Genomic DNA, 14728 nt, shown 5'->3' on the forward strand with positions numbered 1-14728 from the left:
TTTTTTCCTGTCAGTTTTCTACTGTTTCCCGAGCGTGGTCGGGTCTTTCTCGGTGCTGACGAGCGCCGGAATTCCGGTCAGTCGTCGACTTCGGTGTCCACTACGTCAGCGGGCACGTCTGCCTTGTTCATTCTCGCAAATCGCGGATCGGATTCCAGGCTTTCGCTGATGTCGTCGATGAGATCGACATCAGGCAAGAGCGGGGCCAACTCCGGGAGCTCGCTGAGCGAGGCCAGGCCGAGCCGTTCGAGGAACAGTTCGGTCGTGGAGTACCGTGTCGCGTTGGTGTCCGGGTCAGGCCCGGCTTCCGCGATCAGTCCGCGGGCAAGGAGGGTGCGTACCACCCCGTCCACGTTGACGCCTCGTACCGCACTGATCCGCGCACGAGTCAACGGTTGACGGTATGCGACTACGGCCAAAGTTTCCAATGCCGCCCTGGTCAATTTGGTGCGTGCGCCGTCCAATAGCAGCTTTTCCACGTACGGGGCAAACTCTTGTCGCGTGTACAGACGCCATCCGTCGCCCGCGTAGCGAAGGTCCATTCCGCTGCCGCGAGCGGTCAATGCGGCCGACATCGACGTCAGGCGTTCTTCGACTCGTTCCGGCGCGGTTCCGGTGACAGATGCGAGTTGGTTCACTTCGGCCGGCGAATCCACGACAAGCAGAAGCGACTCCAGCACTGCGTCGAGTTGATCGTCGTCGAGTTCGAAATCGGGGGCGGAATCTTCGGACTCCGAGGCGTGTTCGGTAGGCTCGATCATCTCGTCTAGCTGCGAAGACTCTGGTTCCGTCGGCTCGGCGTTCATCCGTAGTCCTCCTCTGTGACCGGCGCGGCCGGGTCGTCTCCGGTCCAACTCACCATCAGCGGTCCGAGTGCTTCGGGTTGCTCGAACACAATGACCTGCCGGCGATACAACTCGAGCAACGCGAGAAATCTTGCGACTATCTCGACGGTGATCTCACACTCGGCAACGAGGTCCCCGAAGGGTGTCCACTCCCCTATGCCTCGCTCGCGCAGCAACTCGAGAATTCGCTCGGCCTGCTCGGGTATCGAGATATTGGACACATGGAGGTGATCGAGGCCCACCGTCGGCACCGGACGTGGTGTGAACACAGTCGCCGCGATCTCCGCAAAACGCTGAGGGTCGACGCCCAACAACACCTCGGGCAGGAGTTCGGTGAACTGATCCTCGACGGCAACCGAGCGCGGATAGCGCCGCAGCGCTGCTTCCTCCAACTCACCGAACAGCGCCGCAACTTGTTTGTACGCCCGGTACTGCAGCAGTCGCGCGAAGAGAAGGTCGCGGGCTTCGAGTAGCGCCAGATCCTCCGCGTCCTCGACCTGCCCGGCGGGCAACAGCCTTGCGGCTTTCAGATCCAGAAGCGTGGCCGCGACGACCAGAAACTCTGTTGTCTGATCGAGGCCCATCGCACTGCCGAGTTCCTTGGTGTATGCGATGAAATCGTCCGTGACGGTGTGCAGGGCGACTTCGGTGACATCGAGTTGCCGTTGATTGATCAGGTTCAACAGCAGATCGAACGGGCCTTCGAAGTTCCTGAGAGTGACTCGGAAACCGGCAGCCTTGGCTGCGGTCTGAGCGTCGGTCGGCACGTTCGGGTCGATCGAATCCGGCTCGACTTCGACCGAATCTTCTTGCGATGCAATCAGTTCCACTAACGACCAGACCGGTGAATGACCTCGCGGGCCAATGCTCTATATGCCTCGGCCCCAGCCGATTTCGGCGCCCACGTCGTGATCGGCTCACCGGCGACGCTGGTTTCGGGGAATCGAACGGTGCGGTTGATCACCGTGTCGTAGACGACGTCGCCGAACACCTCGACGACGCGTGCCATCACCTCACGGGCGTGCAGGGTCCGAGCGTCGAACATCGTGACGACGATGCCGGCCAACTCGAGCTTCGGATTGAGACGGTCGTGCACCTTTTCGACGGTGTCGTTGAGGAGTGCCAGGCCGCGCAGGCTGAAGTACTCGCATTCCATCGGAATGATGACCGAATCGGCGCAGGCCAACGCATTCACGGTGAGCAGGCCAAGCGACGGCTGGCAGTCGATGAGCACGTAGTCGTACCGATCGAGAACAGGGTGCAACACGCGTCCCAAGGTCTGCTCACGCCCGACCTCGGTGACCAATTGGATCTCGGCGGCCGAAAGGTCGATATTGCTGGGGAGCAGGTCGAGGCCGTCTACCCGGGTTCGCATCAGCACGTCGTCGATGGACACACGTGGTTCGACCAGAAGGTTATGGACGGTCAGTTCGAGGTCGTGATGCTGAACGCCCAGTCCGGCAGACAACGCGCCTTGCGGATCGAGATCCACCAGGAGCACTCGACGACCGTATTCAGCCAACGATGCACCCAGGTTGATGGTCGACGTCGTCTTGCCGACGCCGCCCTTCTGGTTGCACATCGCGATGATCATCGCGGGTCCGTGGTGCGCCAACGGTGTCGGTTGGGGCACCTCGCGGACCGGTCGACCTGTCGGGCCGAGTTCTTCCGCGGAAACGGTGAGGGTTTCCGCAGGTGGAGAGGCTACTGGCGTCGTATCTATTTCGAACATCGCCTCTGGTTCGGAGGGTACAGCTGGTGCTGATTCGTTCACGCGCTCGAAGAGTTGGGCATTGACATGCGGCGGCGCGGACTCCGCCGCTGGTGGCTGCGATGTCGACACGGTCCGATGCTCCCCTACTCTTTCGGCGGTTGCTCTCGGCGCCGGCAAACCCCCGAAACTGCGGTGGAGGCCGCTCGCGCTCCTTGAACGCTACCGCTTACATCACCGAATGGTCTCGCAGACACGCATGAGCCAACCAACCCCTAACGGGCACGCGGGTGTGCCTGAGCCCACACTTCGCGCAACGCGGTGACGGTGACCAGTGTGTAGATCTGCGTCGTGGTTACCGAAGCGTGACCGAGAAGTTCCTGCACGACGCGTACGTCCGCGCCGCCGTCGAGCAGGTGTGTGGCAAACGAGTGCCTGAGCGTGTGGGGTGAGACGTCCGCCTTGATCCCGGCCGACGCCGCCGCATCCTGAAGTATCTGCCACGCGCTTTGACGCGAGAGGCGTCCACCGCGCGCGTTGAGAAAGAGGGCAGGAACACCGCGCGTCGCCAGGCTGGGGCGCCCGCGGACGAGATACGCGTCGACGGCGGCGATCGCCGGCCTGCCGACGGGGACGATCCGCTGCTTGCCGCCCTTGCCCTTGAGCAGCACGGAACGAGTTTCGGTATCGATGTCGTCGACGTCCAGATCGATCGCCTCGGTGATTCGCGCTCCGGTCGAGTACAGGAGCTCGAGCAGAGCGCGATCCCGCAGGTCGCGGGGCCCGTCACCGGCCGCACCGCCACCCGAAGCGTCGAGCAGGGCGATCACGTCGTCGAGAGGCAGGGCCTTGGGCAGCTTGCGTCCGGGCGTCGGCGGCTTGACCGTTCGGGCCACGTCGACGCTGACCAGACCTTCGGCGGCGGAAAACTTGTGGAATCCGCGAACCGCGATCAGGGTGCGTGCTGCCGAACTGGCCGCCAATGGTACGACGCCGGAATCTTTGTCACCCAGGCGCAGATGTGTCACGAATTCGGTGACGTCGTTCTCCGTCACGCCCGCGACGTCGTCGATGCCGCGTCCGTGCAGGTACTCCGCGTACCGATTCAGGTCGCGGCGATAGGAAAGTAGAGTATTGCGCGCAGATCCTCGCTCGACCGCTAGATGGTCGAGATACGAGTCCACCTGTCGGGCAAGCACTTCAGGCTCGCGACTTGCGTTCTCCGAATGCGCGAGGACGATCGGGCCACGGTGCGTCGGCGGGGCGCAGCGGCTTGCCCGTCGCGCGTGCGGTGGCGATCGCGAGAATGCCTGATACCGCTGTGGCATTGACGATGTCGCCGCGTAGCGCCATGTCGACGGCGTCGGCGAGCGGAACCCGCGAAATCTCGAGATCGGCTTCTTCGTGTTCGGGATCGTCGCGCTCCACCTCGTGCAACCCCTCGGCGAGGAAGACGCGAACCGCCTCGTCCGTGAACCCGGGTGAGAGAGCGACATCGACCAGCACCGACCACCGATCGGCGCCGAGTCCGGTTTCTTCGCCCAGCTCGCGCGCTGCCGCCTCGACCGGGCTCTCCCCCGCAGCGTCGAGCAGACCGGCAGGGATTTCCCACAACCGGTGCCCGAGCGGGTGACGGTACTGGTGAATCAGCACCAGGTTGTCGTGCTCGTCCAGTGCCACGACGGCAACGGCGCCGTGGTGTTCGACGACTTCCCGATCGGCACGCTGACCACCAGGCATCGCAACGGTGTCGACGCGCAACGCGATGATCGCGCCGGTGTAGACCGTCTTGGAGCCGAGGGTGTCGAATTCGTGCCGACCGGGATCGCTCATGTGCGGCTAGACCTTTTCCACGTTCTCGACTGCAGCGTCGAGCGCCGTCTCGGTGGCGGCGGTGTCGATCTTCTCGTCACCGTGGACGTCGACGGGCAGGCGCTCTTCGAGCTTGTACGTCAACGCTGCTTCGACGAAGGCGGCGAACAGCGGATGCGGGCGTGTCGGGCGGCTCTTGAGCTCCGGGTGTGCCTGGGTGGCAACGAAGAACGGATGCTGCTCACGCGGGTACTCGACGAACTCGACCAGGTGGCCGTCCGGTGAGGTTCCGCTGAACTGCAAGCCGGACTTGGCAATCCGGTCGCGGTAGGTGTTGTTGACCTCGTAACGGTGACGGTGACGCTCGGAGACGTCCTCGGTTCCGTAGGCCTGAGCGACGACGGAACCCTTAGTCAGCACGGCCGGGTAAGCACCCAGACGCATGGTGCCACCGAGGTCGGCGTCACCGGCGATGACGTCTTCCTGATCAGCCATCGTCGAGATGACCGGATGCTTGGTGTCCGGCTCGAACTCGGCCGAGTTGGCATCGTCGAGGCCGACGCTACGAGCAGCTTCGATGACGACGCACTGCAGACCCAGGCACAGACCCAGCAGCGGCAGCTTGCGCGAACGTGCGAAACGGATCGCGCCGAGCTTGCCTTCGATGCCGCGGATGCCGAAGCCGCCGGGGATCAGAACACCGTCGACGTCACCGAGAGCGGCCTGCGCTCCGGCTTCGGTCTCACAGGCGTCCGACGGGACCCAGGAGATCTCGACCTTGGACCGGTTCGCGAATCCACCGGCGCGCAGTGCCTCGGTGACGGAGAGGTATGCGTCGGGCAGGTCGACGTACTTGCCGACCAACGCGACCCGCACGGTCTCACGCGGCTGGTGAACACGATCGAGGAGGTTGCCCCACACGGTCCAGTCGACGTCGCGGAACGGGAGACCGAGCTGGCGAACGACGTAGGCGTCGAGGCCCTCACGGTGCAGAACCTTCGGGATGTCGTAGATCGAGGGAGCGTCGGGCGTCGAGATGCAGGCGTCGACGTCCACGTCGCACATCAGGGCGATCTTGTTCTTGAGGCCCTGCGGAACGTCACGATCGCAACGAAGGATCAGCGCGTCGGGCTGAATGCCGATGCTGCGCAACGACGCAACCGAGTGCTGCGTGGGCTTGGTCTTGAGTTCTCCGGAGGGGCCGAGGTACGGCACGAGGGAGACGTGCAGGAAGAAGACGTTGTCGCGGCCGACGTCGTGGCGGACCTGGCGAGCGGCTTCGAGGAAGGGCTGCGATTCGATGTCGCCGACGGTGCCACCGATTTCGGTGATCACGACGTCCGGGCGGTGTCCCTGCAGATCCGGACCGCTCATCTCGAGGATGCGACGCTTGATCTCGTCGGTGATGTGCGGGATGACCTGAACGGTGTCGCCGAGGTACTCGCCGCGGCGTTCCTTGGCGATGACCGTCGAGTAGACCTGGCCGGTGGTGACGTTCGCCTGGCCGGAGAGGTCACGGTCGAGGAACCGCTCGTAGTGTCCGACGTCGAGGTCGGTCTCGGCACCGTCTTCGGTGACGAAGACCTCGCCGTGCTGGAAGGGGTTCATGGTGCCCGGATCCACATTGAGATAGGGATCGAGCTTCTGCATGGTCACGCGCATTCCCCGCGCGGTCAACAACTGTCCCAGGCTCGAGGCGGTCAAACCTTTGCCGAGCGAGGAAGCTACACCTCCGCTGACGAAGATGTGCTTGGTGGCGGTACGCGTGTTAGTGCGTGACTGTGGCAAAGGGGCTCCCGTGACGACTGTGCAGGGCTTGGTCTGATGAAGCATGCTGGGGCCTGCCGACCCACGGGATTTCACGGTAACACCTATCGGGGGTCGGTGCCTACAACGCGCCGACTTTCCGCCCCCGATGTGACCGGCGTATCAATACCGGGGTGTTCAGTTGGTGGGTGCGCCGACGGTGACCGCCGCCGCTCCCGGTCCCGTGCCGTAGCGGCCGGCGCCGCCGTTCAACTGTTCCTGCAGCGCCAACGGCGTGGTGATCTTGCCCGACTCCCGATCGATGTTGTCGATGGTCGTCAAGCCCGCTGAGAGCGCCGCGTCCGCACGAGCGACGGCAACCGGACCACTGCCCTCGGCCGAGCCAGGCCGGCCCGCGAGAATCGTTCCTGCGCCGCGTCCGTCGAGAGCACCAGCGAACCGGGCGATGACGGCGCCGCGGTTACCGGTGGCTGCGTCGGATTCACTCTTGTTGTCGCCGGTGAGAACCACCGCGAGTTGAGCCGGCTTGACCGCTCCGTCGTCGTAGCTGATGAAACCGGCGCTACGCAGCGAGTCGAGCGCGAGATTCATCTCGTCCGGAGTGCTCTGCGGCTCGCTGTTCTGCCCGTTGAGAAGCAGAACCGAACCGAGCAGATCACCCGCGAGACTGCCCTGATCGACCGCACCGGTCTTGAGTGTGATGCCCGCAGGGATGACATTGGTGACGACGGTCCGCAAGCGGTCACCGCCCGTGGCGTCGACAAACGAATCGGTGAGCGAGACGCGTCCGGTCACGGCGCCACCGGCGGCAGTGACGAGTCGATTGACACCGTCGAGATCACCGGGATCGGCGTCCGGTGCCGTGATGACGACGACGGTGCGACCAGCGAGACTGTCACGCACGACGCGACCGCCGACAGCAGCATCGAAGCCGTCCGCGGAATTGAGTTGCTGCTGAAGCTGATTGGACTGTTGATTGAGGTCTTCGATCTCGTTCTGCAGGTCCGCCTTGTCGTCGCGCAGACCCGAAAGCAATCCACTGGACAGCATTCCGGAACCGAGCACCACGCCGATCGCGAGTGCCAGGAAGATTGCCGCTATGGAAATTGCATGTTGACGCATCGAAATCACTTGAAGAGCCCCTGAACCCACAGCGCGAAGCTGTTCCACGTTGCGATTGCCCAGTCGAGAACTTCACTACCGGCATTGGACACGACCAGGGCGACGATCACTGCCACCAGGGCGGCGAGCACCAGGAGCGCGATCGCGCCGCCGGACACTCGACTTCGATACAGCGTTGCCACAGCCTTGGCGTCGACCAGTTTCGGTCCCACCTTGAGCCGAGTCATGAACGCCGACGGATTGCTTTCACGACGCCCACGGTCGAAGAACTCGTCCAAGGACACCACGTTGCCGACCGTCACGATCAGTGAAGCTCCGTGGTGATCGGCGAGCAGCAGCGCAAGGTCGGTCGGTGAGCAGGTCGCCGGGAACGTCATCGCCCCGATCCCGAGATCCTGGATTCGGGAAAGCCCCGCCGCATGACCGTCCTGGTCTGCGGGCAGAACAACTTCCGCGCCGGACTTGAGGGTGGAACTGGTGATCTCTTCCGGGTCGCCCACGATCAGATCGGGGCGGTATCCGGCCTTGCTCAACACGTCCGCACCTGCACCGACACCGATCAGGATCGGCGAATACTCCTTGATGAAGGGCTTGAGGTTCTTCAGATCGGCCTCGTGTTCGGGTCCGTCGGAGACGACCACGACGTGGCGATCCTTCAAGTCGATGTCGATGTCCGGAACACCGATTCCGTCGATCAGCAAAGGACTTTCGGTGCGGATGAACTCGATGGTGTTACCCGAGAACGCTTCCAGGTGATCGACCAGGCCGGTCTTGGCCTCGATCATCCGATCGGAGATCTCGGCCTCGGTCTGCTCTTCGCCCTTGACGAGGCTCTTCTCGCCGTTGAAGATCTCGCCCTCGTGCAGGCGGATCTTGCTGCCGTCCTTGACGTTCTTGAAGACGTCACCGTCTACGGCATCGATCAGAACGATGTCGTTGGCGACGATCACTTCCGGTCCGAGGTTGGGGTACCGCCCCGAAATCGACGGCGACGCGTTGACCACGGCCATGACTCCGGCTTTCACCAGAGCATCGGCGGTCCGGCGATCGATGTCGACTTCGTCGAGGATCACGATGTCTCCAGGACCGACGCGGCGTAGAAGCTTCGCCGTGTTCCGATCGGCCCTGGCGATGCCACTGATCCCAGGCAAGGATTCGGTGTTACGTGAGAGCAATCCGGGCATCTTCATGGCTTCGATGATGAACCTGAAACCGCGTTGACCGGTGGAGGCGCGCCGACAACTACCACATCAGTCACACCAACACCACAGAACCTTCAATCTGTGACGCGGGCCGCATTCGCGATCTCGAGCAGTTCTTCGGCGTGCGCACGACCGGTCTCGGTGTCGTCCAGCCCTGCCAACATACGGGCCAATTCGACCACCCGATCCGAATCCGACAAGGTCCGCACGCCACTGCTCACCACGCCGCCTTTGTCGTCGACCTTGTCCACCACGAGGTGGGTGTCGGCAAACGCAGCAACCTGCGGAAGGTGGGTGACGACGATAACCTGATGCGTACGAGCAAGTTTCGCCAATCGGCGGCCGATCTCGACAGCAGCGCGACCACCGACCCCCGCGTCCACTTCGTCGAAAACCATCGTCGCACCGGTGTCGCTACCAGCGAGAACAACCTCGAGCGCCAGCATGACGCGTGACAGCTCGCCACCGGAAGCGCTCTTGCTGATCGGAAGTGACGGTGCCCCGCTGTGCGCAGACAGACGGAATTCCACCTCGTCGACGCCGGCAGACCCGGCATGAAGGTCTACTCCCCCGACGCTGAGCGGCGCCGAGTCCTGCGGGCCGGCAGGCTGCGAGCGCACAGTCACCTCGAAACCCGCACGTCCCATCGCCAGACCGGCGAGTTCCGCGCTGACGGCTTTGGCGAGCTTTGCCGCTGCCTTGACTCGCGCGGCGCTCAGCTTTGTGGCGGCTTCCGCGGTGAGGCCAGCCGTCTCCTCGACCTGCTTGGCCAACAGCGACAACGCATCCGACGACACGTCGAGTTTGGACAGACGAGCGCGAGCGGTATCTGCCCATTCGAGAACACCGTCGACATCGGCGGCGTACTTGCGAGTCAGAGTCTTCAGTTCCGATTGCCGCGACAGCAGCGAGTCCAGAGCACCCGGGTCTGCGGGCAGCCCGGACAGATAGGTGTTCAGGTCACCGGCAACATCGGTGACGACGGCAATAGCGTCGGCCAACCGGGAACCGAGGCCGTCCAGATCTGCGTCGGTGACCGACTCGATACGCGCCCGCGCTTCGGACATCAGGTCTAGCGCCGGCATGACCCCGACGTCGCCGCTTGCCATGTCGTCACTACCGGCGAGCGCAGCGTGCGCCCCTTCCGCAGCCGAGCGGAGCGAATCGAGTTCACTGAGTCGTCGAACTTCGGCAACTATCGCCGTGTCCTCGCCTGGCTCGGGTGCCACGCCGTCGATTTCGTTGAGCGCGAAGGTCAACTGATCTGCTTCTTGCGCCAGTTCACGAGCCTTCGACGTGCGTTCGATCAACTCCGAACGAGCATCGAGCCATTCACGACGGTGTTTGCGGTACCTCGTCAGCAGCGTTCCGATTGCCTTGTCCCCGAAGCGGTCCAGCGCATTGCGTTGCTGGTCGGGACGAAGCAATCGCAGCTGATCGTTCTGTCCGTGGACAGTCAGAAGTGGGTCCGTGAATTCGGAGAGAACTCCCGCCGGCACGCTTCGTCCGCCGAGATGAGCCCGTGAGCGGCCGTCGCTGCCGACTGTCCGGACGGCGATGATGGTCCCGTCCTCGTCGCGCTCGGCGCCGGACGATTCCAGGATTCGGACGATCTCACGCTCGGTGGCCGGTGAGACGTCGTCGGCGATGAATCGTCCTTCGACGACGGCTCGCGACGCGCCCAACCGCACCCGACCGGCATCGGCTCGCGCTCCGCTGAGGAGGTGCAAGCTGGTGACGACCATCGTTTTACCTGCGCCGGTTTCACCGGTCAGGACGGTCAGGCCCTCGTGGAACTGGGCGCTGGCCTCGGAGATCACACCGAGACTGTCGATACGGATCTCTGCGAGCACGATTAAGGCTTCCTTCCTCGCCATCCGGTAACCGGAAGCTCGAACTTGCGAACCATCCGATCAGCGAAGGGCGCAGAGTCCAACCGGACCCACTTGACGGGAGTGGCGCCGCGAACGATCTCGACGCGAGCGCCGGCAGGCAGTTCCAACGTACGACGACCGTCGCAGAAGACCAGGCCGTCGTGGCTACCGGCGACGGTCTCCACCGCGATGATCGAATTCGGGCTGGTGACCAACGGCCGCGCGAACAGCGCATGCGCGTTGCTGGGTACGACGAGCAAAGCTTCGAGTTCGGGCCACACGACAGGGCCGCCTGCGGAAAATGCGTAAGCGGTCGAGCCTGTAGGAGTGGACACGAGAACACCGTCGCAACCGAAGGCAGACACCGGTCGGCCGTCGACTTCGAGGACAACTTCGAGAACTCCCAGACGCGAACGATTCTCGATACTGGCCTCGTTGAGCGCCCACCCGCGATCGATGATCTCGTCGTCCACCCGAATCACAACGTCGAGTGTCATACGGGACTCGACGCGATATTCCTTGCGAACTACCTGTGCGAGCGCCTCGTCGAGATGCTCGGCCTCGGTCTCTGCCAGAAATCCGATCCGTCCGAGGTTGATGCCCAGTACCGGAATGGACGCTTCTTGAGCGAGTTCGGCGGCGCGCAGAAATGTGCCGTCACCACCGAGAACCAGAACTAACTCGCATCCGACGGCAGCATCAGGGCCGGGATGAACAACCGTGACGTCGAGACCCGGCGCAGAGAAGCCCGCGGGTTCCGTCATTGCTTCGATGCGCGAGCTGTCTGCTTCGTCGACGAGGACTCGCAGCCCGATTCCCGCCCGTTCGAAAATCTTCCCGACTCGTTTGGCGGTTTCCGTGATGTCACGTCGACCAGGGTGTGCGACAAGAAGGATCTCGCGCGACTCGCCGTTCGTGACCGCGTTCACTGGGGCCCTTCCTCTACAGCCTTGCGAATCATGTCCTCCACCGAAGGAATTCCCTCGGTGTCCGGCTCGTGATCACCGGGCGAACCTGTCTTTCGAAGCCACAGGAAATACTCGACATTTCCCGACGGACCGGGCAATGGGCTGGCCACAACACCTAACGTCCGCAGACCTACCTTTGCAGCAGCCTCCGACACGTCGAGCACAGCCGAGATTCGCAATTCCGGATCTCGTACGACGCCACCGGCACCGACGCGGTCCTTGCCCACCTCGAACTGAGGCTTGACCATCGGAACCAGGTCCGCGCCGTCAGCAGTACAGGCGACAAACGCCCCGAGTACAAGTTTGAGAGAAATGAACGACAAGTCCGCGACAACGAGATCGACAGTTCCGCCGATGGTCTCTGCATCAATTGCACGAACATTGGTTCGGTCGATGACGTGCACCCGGTCATCGGACTGCAGGCGCCACACCAGTTGTCCGTAGCCGACGTCGACTGCGACAACTTCCTTCGCACCACGCGTCAGCAGAACATCGGTGAACCCACCGGTGGATGCGCCGGCGTCGAGGCAACGGCGACCTTCGACCGTCAATCCTTCGGCACCGAAGGCGTCGAGTGCGCCGATCAGTTTGTGAGCACCCCGCGACGCCCACGAAACTTCCTGCTCCACCTCGACGACCCGAAGTGGCGTTCCGGCTTCGATCGCCGTCGCAGGCTTGGTCGCAACGGCTCCCGAGATGAGAACTCGCCCGGCGGAAATCAGTTCTTGCGCATGATCTCGTGACCGTGCGAGTCCGCGACGGACAAGTTCGGCGTCCACCCGTGCTCTACGTGCCACGTCAAGCCCTGTCCACAGAGGCGAGTGCCTGGACGAGCACCTCGTGTGCCTGTTCCAAAATATGTGCCTTCTGCGGAATCACACCTGCTCCGTGCTGATCGTTCGGATCCTGTTCGATGCCACCGAGGCGCGCCAGCAAACCGTCGACGTCAGAACGTATGCGTTCCGGATCGACGGAAGGGCGTGGCCCGGGCAACGGAGATCCGTTACTCGTGTTTCCGGGGTGCGGTGTCGGCGTGCTCATCGGGCACAACGTTAGTGCATGACTCTCGGTTACGCATACACCCGCACCCCCGCGAGTCGAACACATTTGCGAGAGATCAGACGAGCCAGGATGCAAACAGATCCGCCACGCCGGCATCCGACGCTTCCAGGGTCCGGAACGACGGATTAGCCCATGCGACAGGCGCAACCGCGCGTAGAAGCGACATCTCGTCCCCGACAACCGGGCCGTCGACAACCAGCGCCGACCCGTTCACGGAGACAGACCACTTGGAGTCCGCACCGACCAGCGATTCGACGGCCGGCTGATTGAGCGAATCCAGAGTTGCTGCAATGTAGGTGGGGCGCTGCTCAACCGGAGCCCGCAGTACGTCACCCGGCGTGCTCACACCGGTGAGAACCAACAACGAGTCGATCGAAACAGCGTGTGCGCCTTCGATATCGGTGTCCAAACGATCACCGACCACCAGTGGACGCGAGCACCCACTGCGAGCGAGCGCGTCCTCCATCAGCGGTGCAGCAGGCTTACCTGCCACCAACGGTTCCTGCTTGGTCGCAGCGCGTAGAGCTGCCACCATCGAGCCGTTGCCCAGCACCAAACCCCGCTCCGACGGCAGTGTTGTGTCCAGGTTTGCCGCTACCCACAGCGCACCGGCCCGGATCGCCAAGCACGCCTCGGCAAGGATCGACCAGTTGGTCTCCGTCGAATGTCCTTGAACGACAGCAACCGGAGAATCCGCGAATTCGCGCACCGGAAGCAACCCGACGCGCGTCACCTCGTCGGCCAATGCGTCGGTACCGACGACGAGCACAGCGGCACCGGGTTCGAGACGCTCCGTAAGCAGACGCACTGCCGTCTGAGAACTGGTGACGACACGATCGTCTTCGGAATCGAAACCGAGTTCGGTCAGATGCGCCGACACTGCCGAAGGCGAGCGACTCGCATTGTTGGTCACGTAGTACAAGGCCTGCGTGCCCTGACCGAGAGCGGCCTGGGTGCCGGGAATCGCATGAGCTCCGGCGTACAGAGTGCCATCGAGATCGAGCAAAAGTACGTCGTACTGAGTACGAAGCACGGTCACTGATCTTCTCCGGTCAACTCGGCCACCCGTTCTTCAGCATCCGTGTCACCCTCGAGGTCAGCAGCTGCAGCGTTGAGGAACCACTTCAGTCCGTCTTCGACACGACCAGCTGCAACGAGGGCATCGGCGTAGGCGTAGAACAGCCGAGCCGCAGCTTCACCGGTACGCGCTGCGTCCAGATCCTTGGTCTGCAGTGTGACAACTGCCTGATCGAACTGACCGAGATCCATGCGGGCGCCTGCGACGACGATCCTCAACTCAGACGCCTCGTCGCCCGAAAGCAGGGCAGCCTCGTCGCTACGGCCGAGCTCGATCGCGCGTTCTGGTCGACCCAAACCGCGTTCGCAGTCGGCCATGACAGCGATCAGACCCGGTCCGCCAGCCATTCGACGGGCAGCACGAAGCTCGGAGAGAGCTTCAGCCCATTCACCGGCGTGGTACGCGGTGATTCCGGCAGCTTCACGAACGACCGCAATTCGGCCGGCGCGCTGACGGGCAGCGCGAGCGTGGAGCAGTGCGAGTTCCGGATCTTCGTCGACGAGCTTGCCCGCCATGACGAGGTGACGCGCAACTGTGTTGGCGTTGTCCTTGTCGAGGCTGAGCAGATCCCGACGAACGGCTGGGTCCAACTCCGTGGGCTCTACGTTGTCGGGCAAATCCGGTTCGTCAGGTCGTGCTTGCTGACGGTTGCGGTCGCCATCGCGTCCACGAGGGGTGAACCCACCCTCGCCGCCGCGACGCTGTCCGCCGTTGAATCCGCCGCCGCGGTTACTGTTTCCAGCACCGCCACGGTTGTTGTCTCCGGCACCACCGCGGCGGTCTCCGCCTGCAGCGCCGCGTGATCCACGCCCGTCGTTGTCACGACGGGGGCCACCTGATCGAGGCGCTCCTCCCCCACGGAAGGACCGACGCTCGTCGCCATTCTCCGACACAGTCATTCCTCTCATACAACGCACGAAAGGGGACCCAATATGTTGGGTCCCCTTTCGGTTAACGGGTGTTCGGCGGTGTCCTACTCTCCCACACCCTGTCGAGTGCAGTACCATCGGCGCTGAAGGGCTTAGCTTCCGGGTTCGGAATGGGACCGGGCGTTTCCCCTTCGCTATGACCGCCGTAACTCTATGAAACTGTCACAGTAACCTTCTTCTGATCACCTGGTTTCACCACCCGTCAACACCAGTTTCTGGTGTTGGGGGATGGAGAAACCAGGGTTTCTCATCAGTATCTGTGTGTTGTTTCAGATACCGCACAGTGGACGCGTAGCTTCTTTGTGGTAAGTCCTCGGCCTATTAGTACCAGTCACCTGCATGCATTACTGCACTTCCA

Annotated in this window: 14 protein-coding genes and 1 rRNA gene; all 15 read right to left on the bottom strand. The window is 63.1% G+C overall.

The window, feature by feature from the left end:
• Positions 1-77 precede the first annotated feature (77 nt).
• Entirely contained in the window at positions 78-761 is a 684-nt protein-coding gene (gene scpB / locus ASU23_RS24135; RefSeq protein ID WP_037127047.1) for an SMC-Scp complex subunit ScpB, read from the bottom strand.
• A 41-nt stretch (positions 762-802) separates the two neighbouring features.
• Positions 803-1624 (bottom strand): ScpA family protein, encoded by an 822-nt coding sequence (locus tag ASU23_RS24140; RefSeq protein ID WP_046379919.1) that lies wholly within the window; start codon positions 1622-1624, stop codon positions 803-805.
• A 50-nt stretch (positions 1625-1674) separates the two neighbouring features.
• Positions 1675-2688: a ParA family protein gene (locus ASU23_RS24145; protein ID WP_003946138.1), complete on the bottom strand. Its 1014-nt coding sequence runs from the start codon at positions 2686-2688 to the stop codon at positions 1675-1677.
• A gap of 143 nt (positions 2689-2831) precedes the next feature.
• Positions 2832-3755, bottom strand: a complete 924-nt coding sequence (xerD, locus tag ASU23_RS24150) for a site-specific tyrosine recombinase XerD (protein ID WP_007731892.1) — start codon at positions 3753-3755, stop codon at positions 2832-2834.
• 1 nt (position 3756) lies between these two features.
• The gene (locus ASU23_RS24155; protein WP_019748589.1) at positions 3757-4389 is read right to left on the bottom strand and encodes an NUDIX hydrolase; all 633 of its coding nucleotides are present in this window, start codon (positions 4387-4389) and stop codon (positions 3757-3759) included.
• Positions 4390-4395: 6 nt separating this feature from the next.
• The gene (locus tag ASU23_RS24160) at positions 4396-6156 is read right to left on the bottom strand and encodes a CTP synthase (RefSeq protein ID WP_003946139.1); all 1761 of its coding nucleotides are present in this window, start codon (positions 6154-6156) and stop codon (positions 4396-4398) included.
• Positions 6157-6312: 156 nt separating this feature from the next.
• The gene (locus tag ASU23_RS24165) at positions 6313-7266 is read right to left on the bottom strand and encodes a copper transporter (RefSeq protein ID WP_007731900.1); all 954 of its coding nucleotides are present in this window, start codon (positions 7264-7266) and stop codon (positions 6313-6315) included.
• Complete coding sequence (steA, locus tag ASU23_RS24170) at positions 7263-8447, bottom strand: putative cytokinetic ring protein SteA (protein ID WP_007731902.1); 1185 nt, start codon at positions 8445-8447, stop codon at positions 7263-7265. The genes ASU23_RS24165 and steA overlap by 4 nt, the downstream gene beginning before the upstream one ends.
• An 86-nt stretch (positions 8448-8533) precedes the next feature.
• Positions 8534-10312, bottom strand: coding sequence for a DNA repair protein RecN (gene recN, locus ASU23_RS24175; RefSeq protein ID WP_058038832.1), 1779 nt, complete (start codon positions 10310-10312; stop codon positions 8534-8536).
• Between the two features lie 2 nt (positions 10313-10314).
• Entirely contained in the window at positions 10315-11262 is a 948-nt protein-coding gene (locus ASU23_RS24180) for an NAD kinase (RefSeq protein WP_003946132.1), read from the bottom strand.
• Entirely contained in the window at positions 11259-12098 is an 840-nt protein-coding gene (locus ASU23_RS24185) for a TlyA family RNA methyltransferase (RefSeq protein WP_003946142.1), read from the bottom strand. The genes ASU23_RS24180 and ASU23_RS24185 overlap by 4 nt, the downstream gene beginning before the upstream one ends.
• 1 nt (position 12099) lies before the next feature.
• Positions 12100-12342 (bottom strand): hypothetical protein, encoded by a 243-nt coding sequence (locus ASU23_RS24190; protein ID WP_003946140.1) that lies wholly within the window; start codon positions 12340-12342, stop codon positions 12100-12102.
• A gap of 76 nt (positions 12343-12418) precedes the next feature.
• Positions 12419-13402, bottom strand: coding sequence for an HAD-IIA family hydrolase (locus tag ASU23_RS24195; protein WP_058038833.1), 984 nt, complete (start codon positions 13400-13402; stop codon positions 12419-12421).
• Positions 13399-14340, bottom strand: coding sequence for a hypothetical protein (locus ASU23_RS33555; protein WP_073513327.1), 942 nt, complete (start codon positions 14338-14340; stop codon positions 13399-13401). The genes ASU23_RS24195 and ASU23_RS33555 overlap by 4 nt, the downstream gene beginning before the upstream one ends.
• A gap of 61 nt (positions 14341-14401) precedes the next feature.
• A 5S ribosomal RNA gene (rrf, locus tag ASU23_RS24210) occupies positions 14402-14518 on the bottom strand.
• Between the last annotated feature and the right edge of the window lie 210 nt (positions 14519-14728).

Origin of the sequence: Rhodococcus sp. KB6, assembly GCF_001445685.1 — a bacterium.
Taxonomy (GTDB): domain Bacteria; phylum Actinomycetota; class Actinomycetes; order Mycobacteriales; family Mycobacteriaceae; genus Rhodococcus_F; species Rhodococcus_F qingshengii.

What these genes read in the sequence shown, in the direction of transcription:
- steA (WP_007731902.1), bottom strand. Translation starts at nt 8,447, where the DNA reads ATGAAGATGCCCGGATTGCTCTCACGTAACACCGAATCCTTGCCTGGG.
- scpB (WP_037127047.1), bottom strand. Translation starts at nt 761, where the DNA reads ATGATCGAGCCTACCGAACACGCCTCGGAGTCCGAAGATTCCGCCCCC.
- ASU23_RS33555 (WP_073513327.1), bottom strand. Translation starts at nt 14,340, where the DNA reads ATGACTGTGTCGGAGAATGGCGACGAGCGTCGGTCCTTCCGTGGGGGA.
- ASU23_RS24190 (WP_003946140.1), bottom strand. Translation starts at nt 12,342, where the DNA reads ATGAGCACGCCGACACCGCACCCCGGAAACACGAGTAACGGATCTCCG.
- ASU23_RS24155 (WP_019748589.1), bottom strand. Translation starts at nt 4,389, where the DNA reads ATGAGCGATCCCGGTCGGCACGAATTCGACACCCTCGGCTCCAAGACG.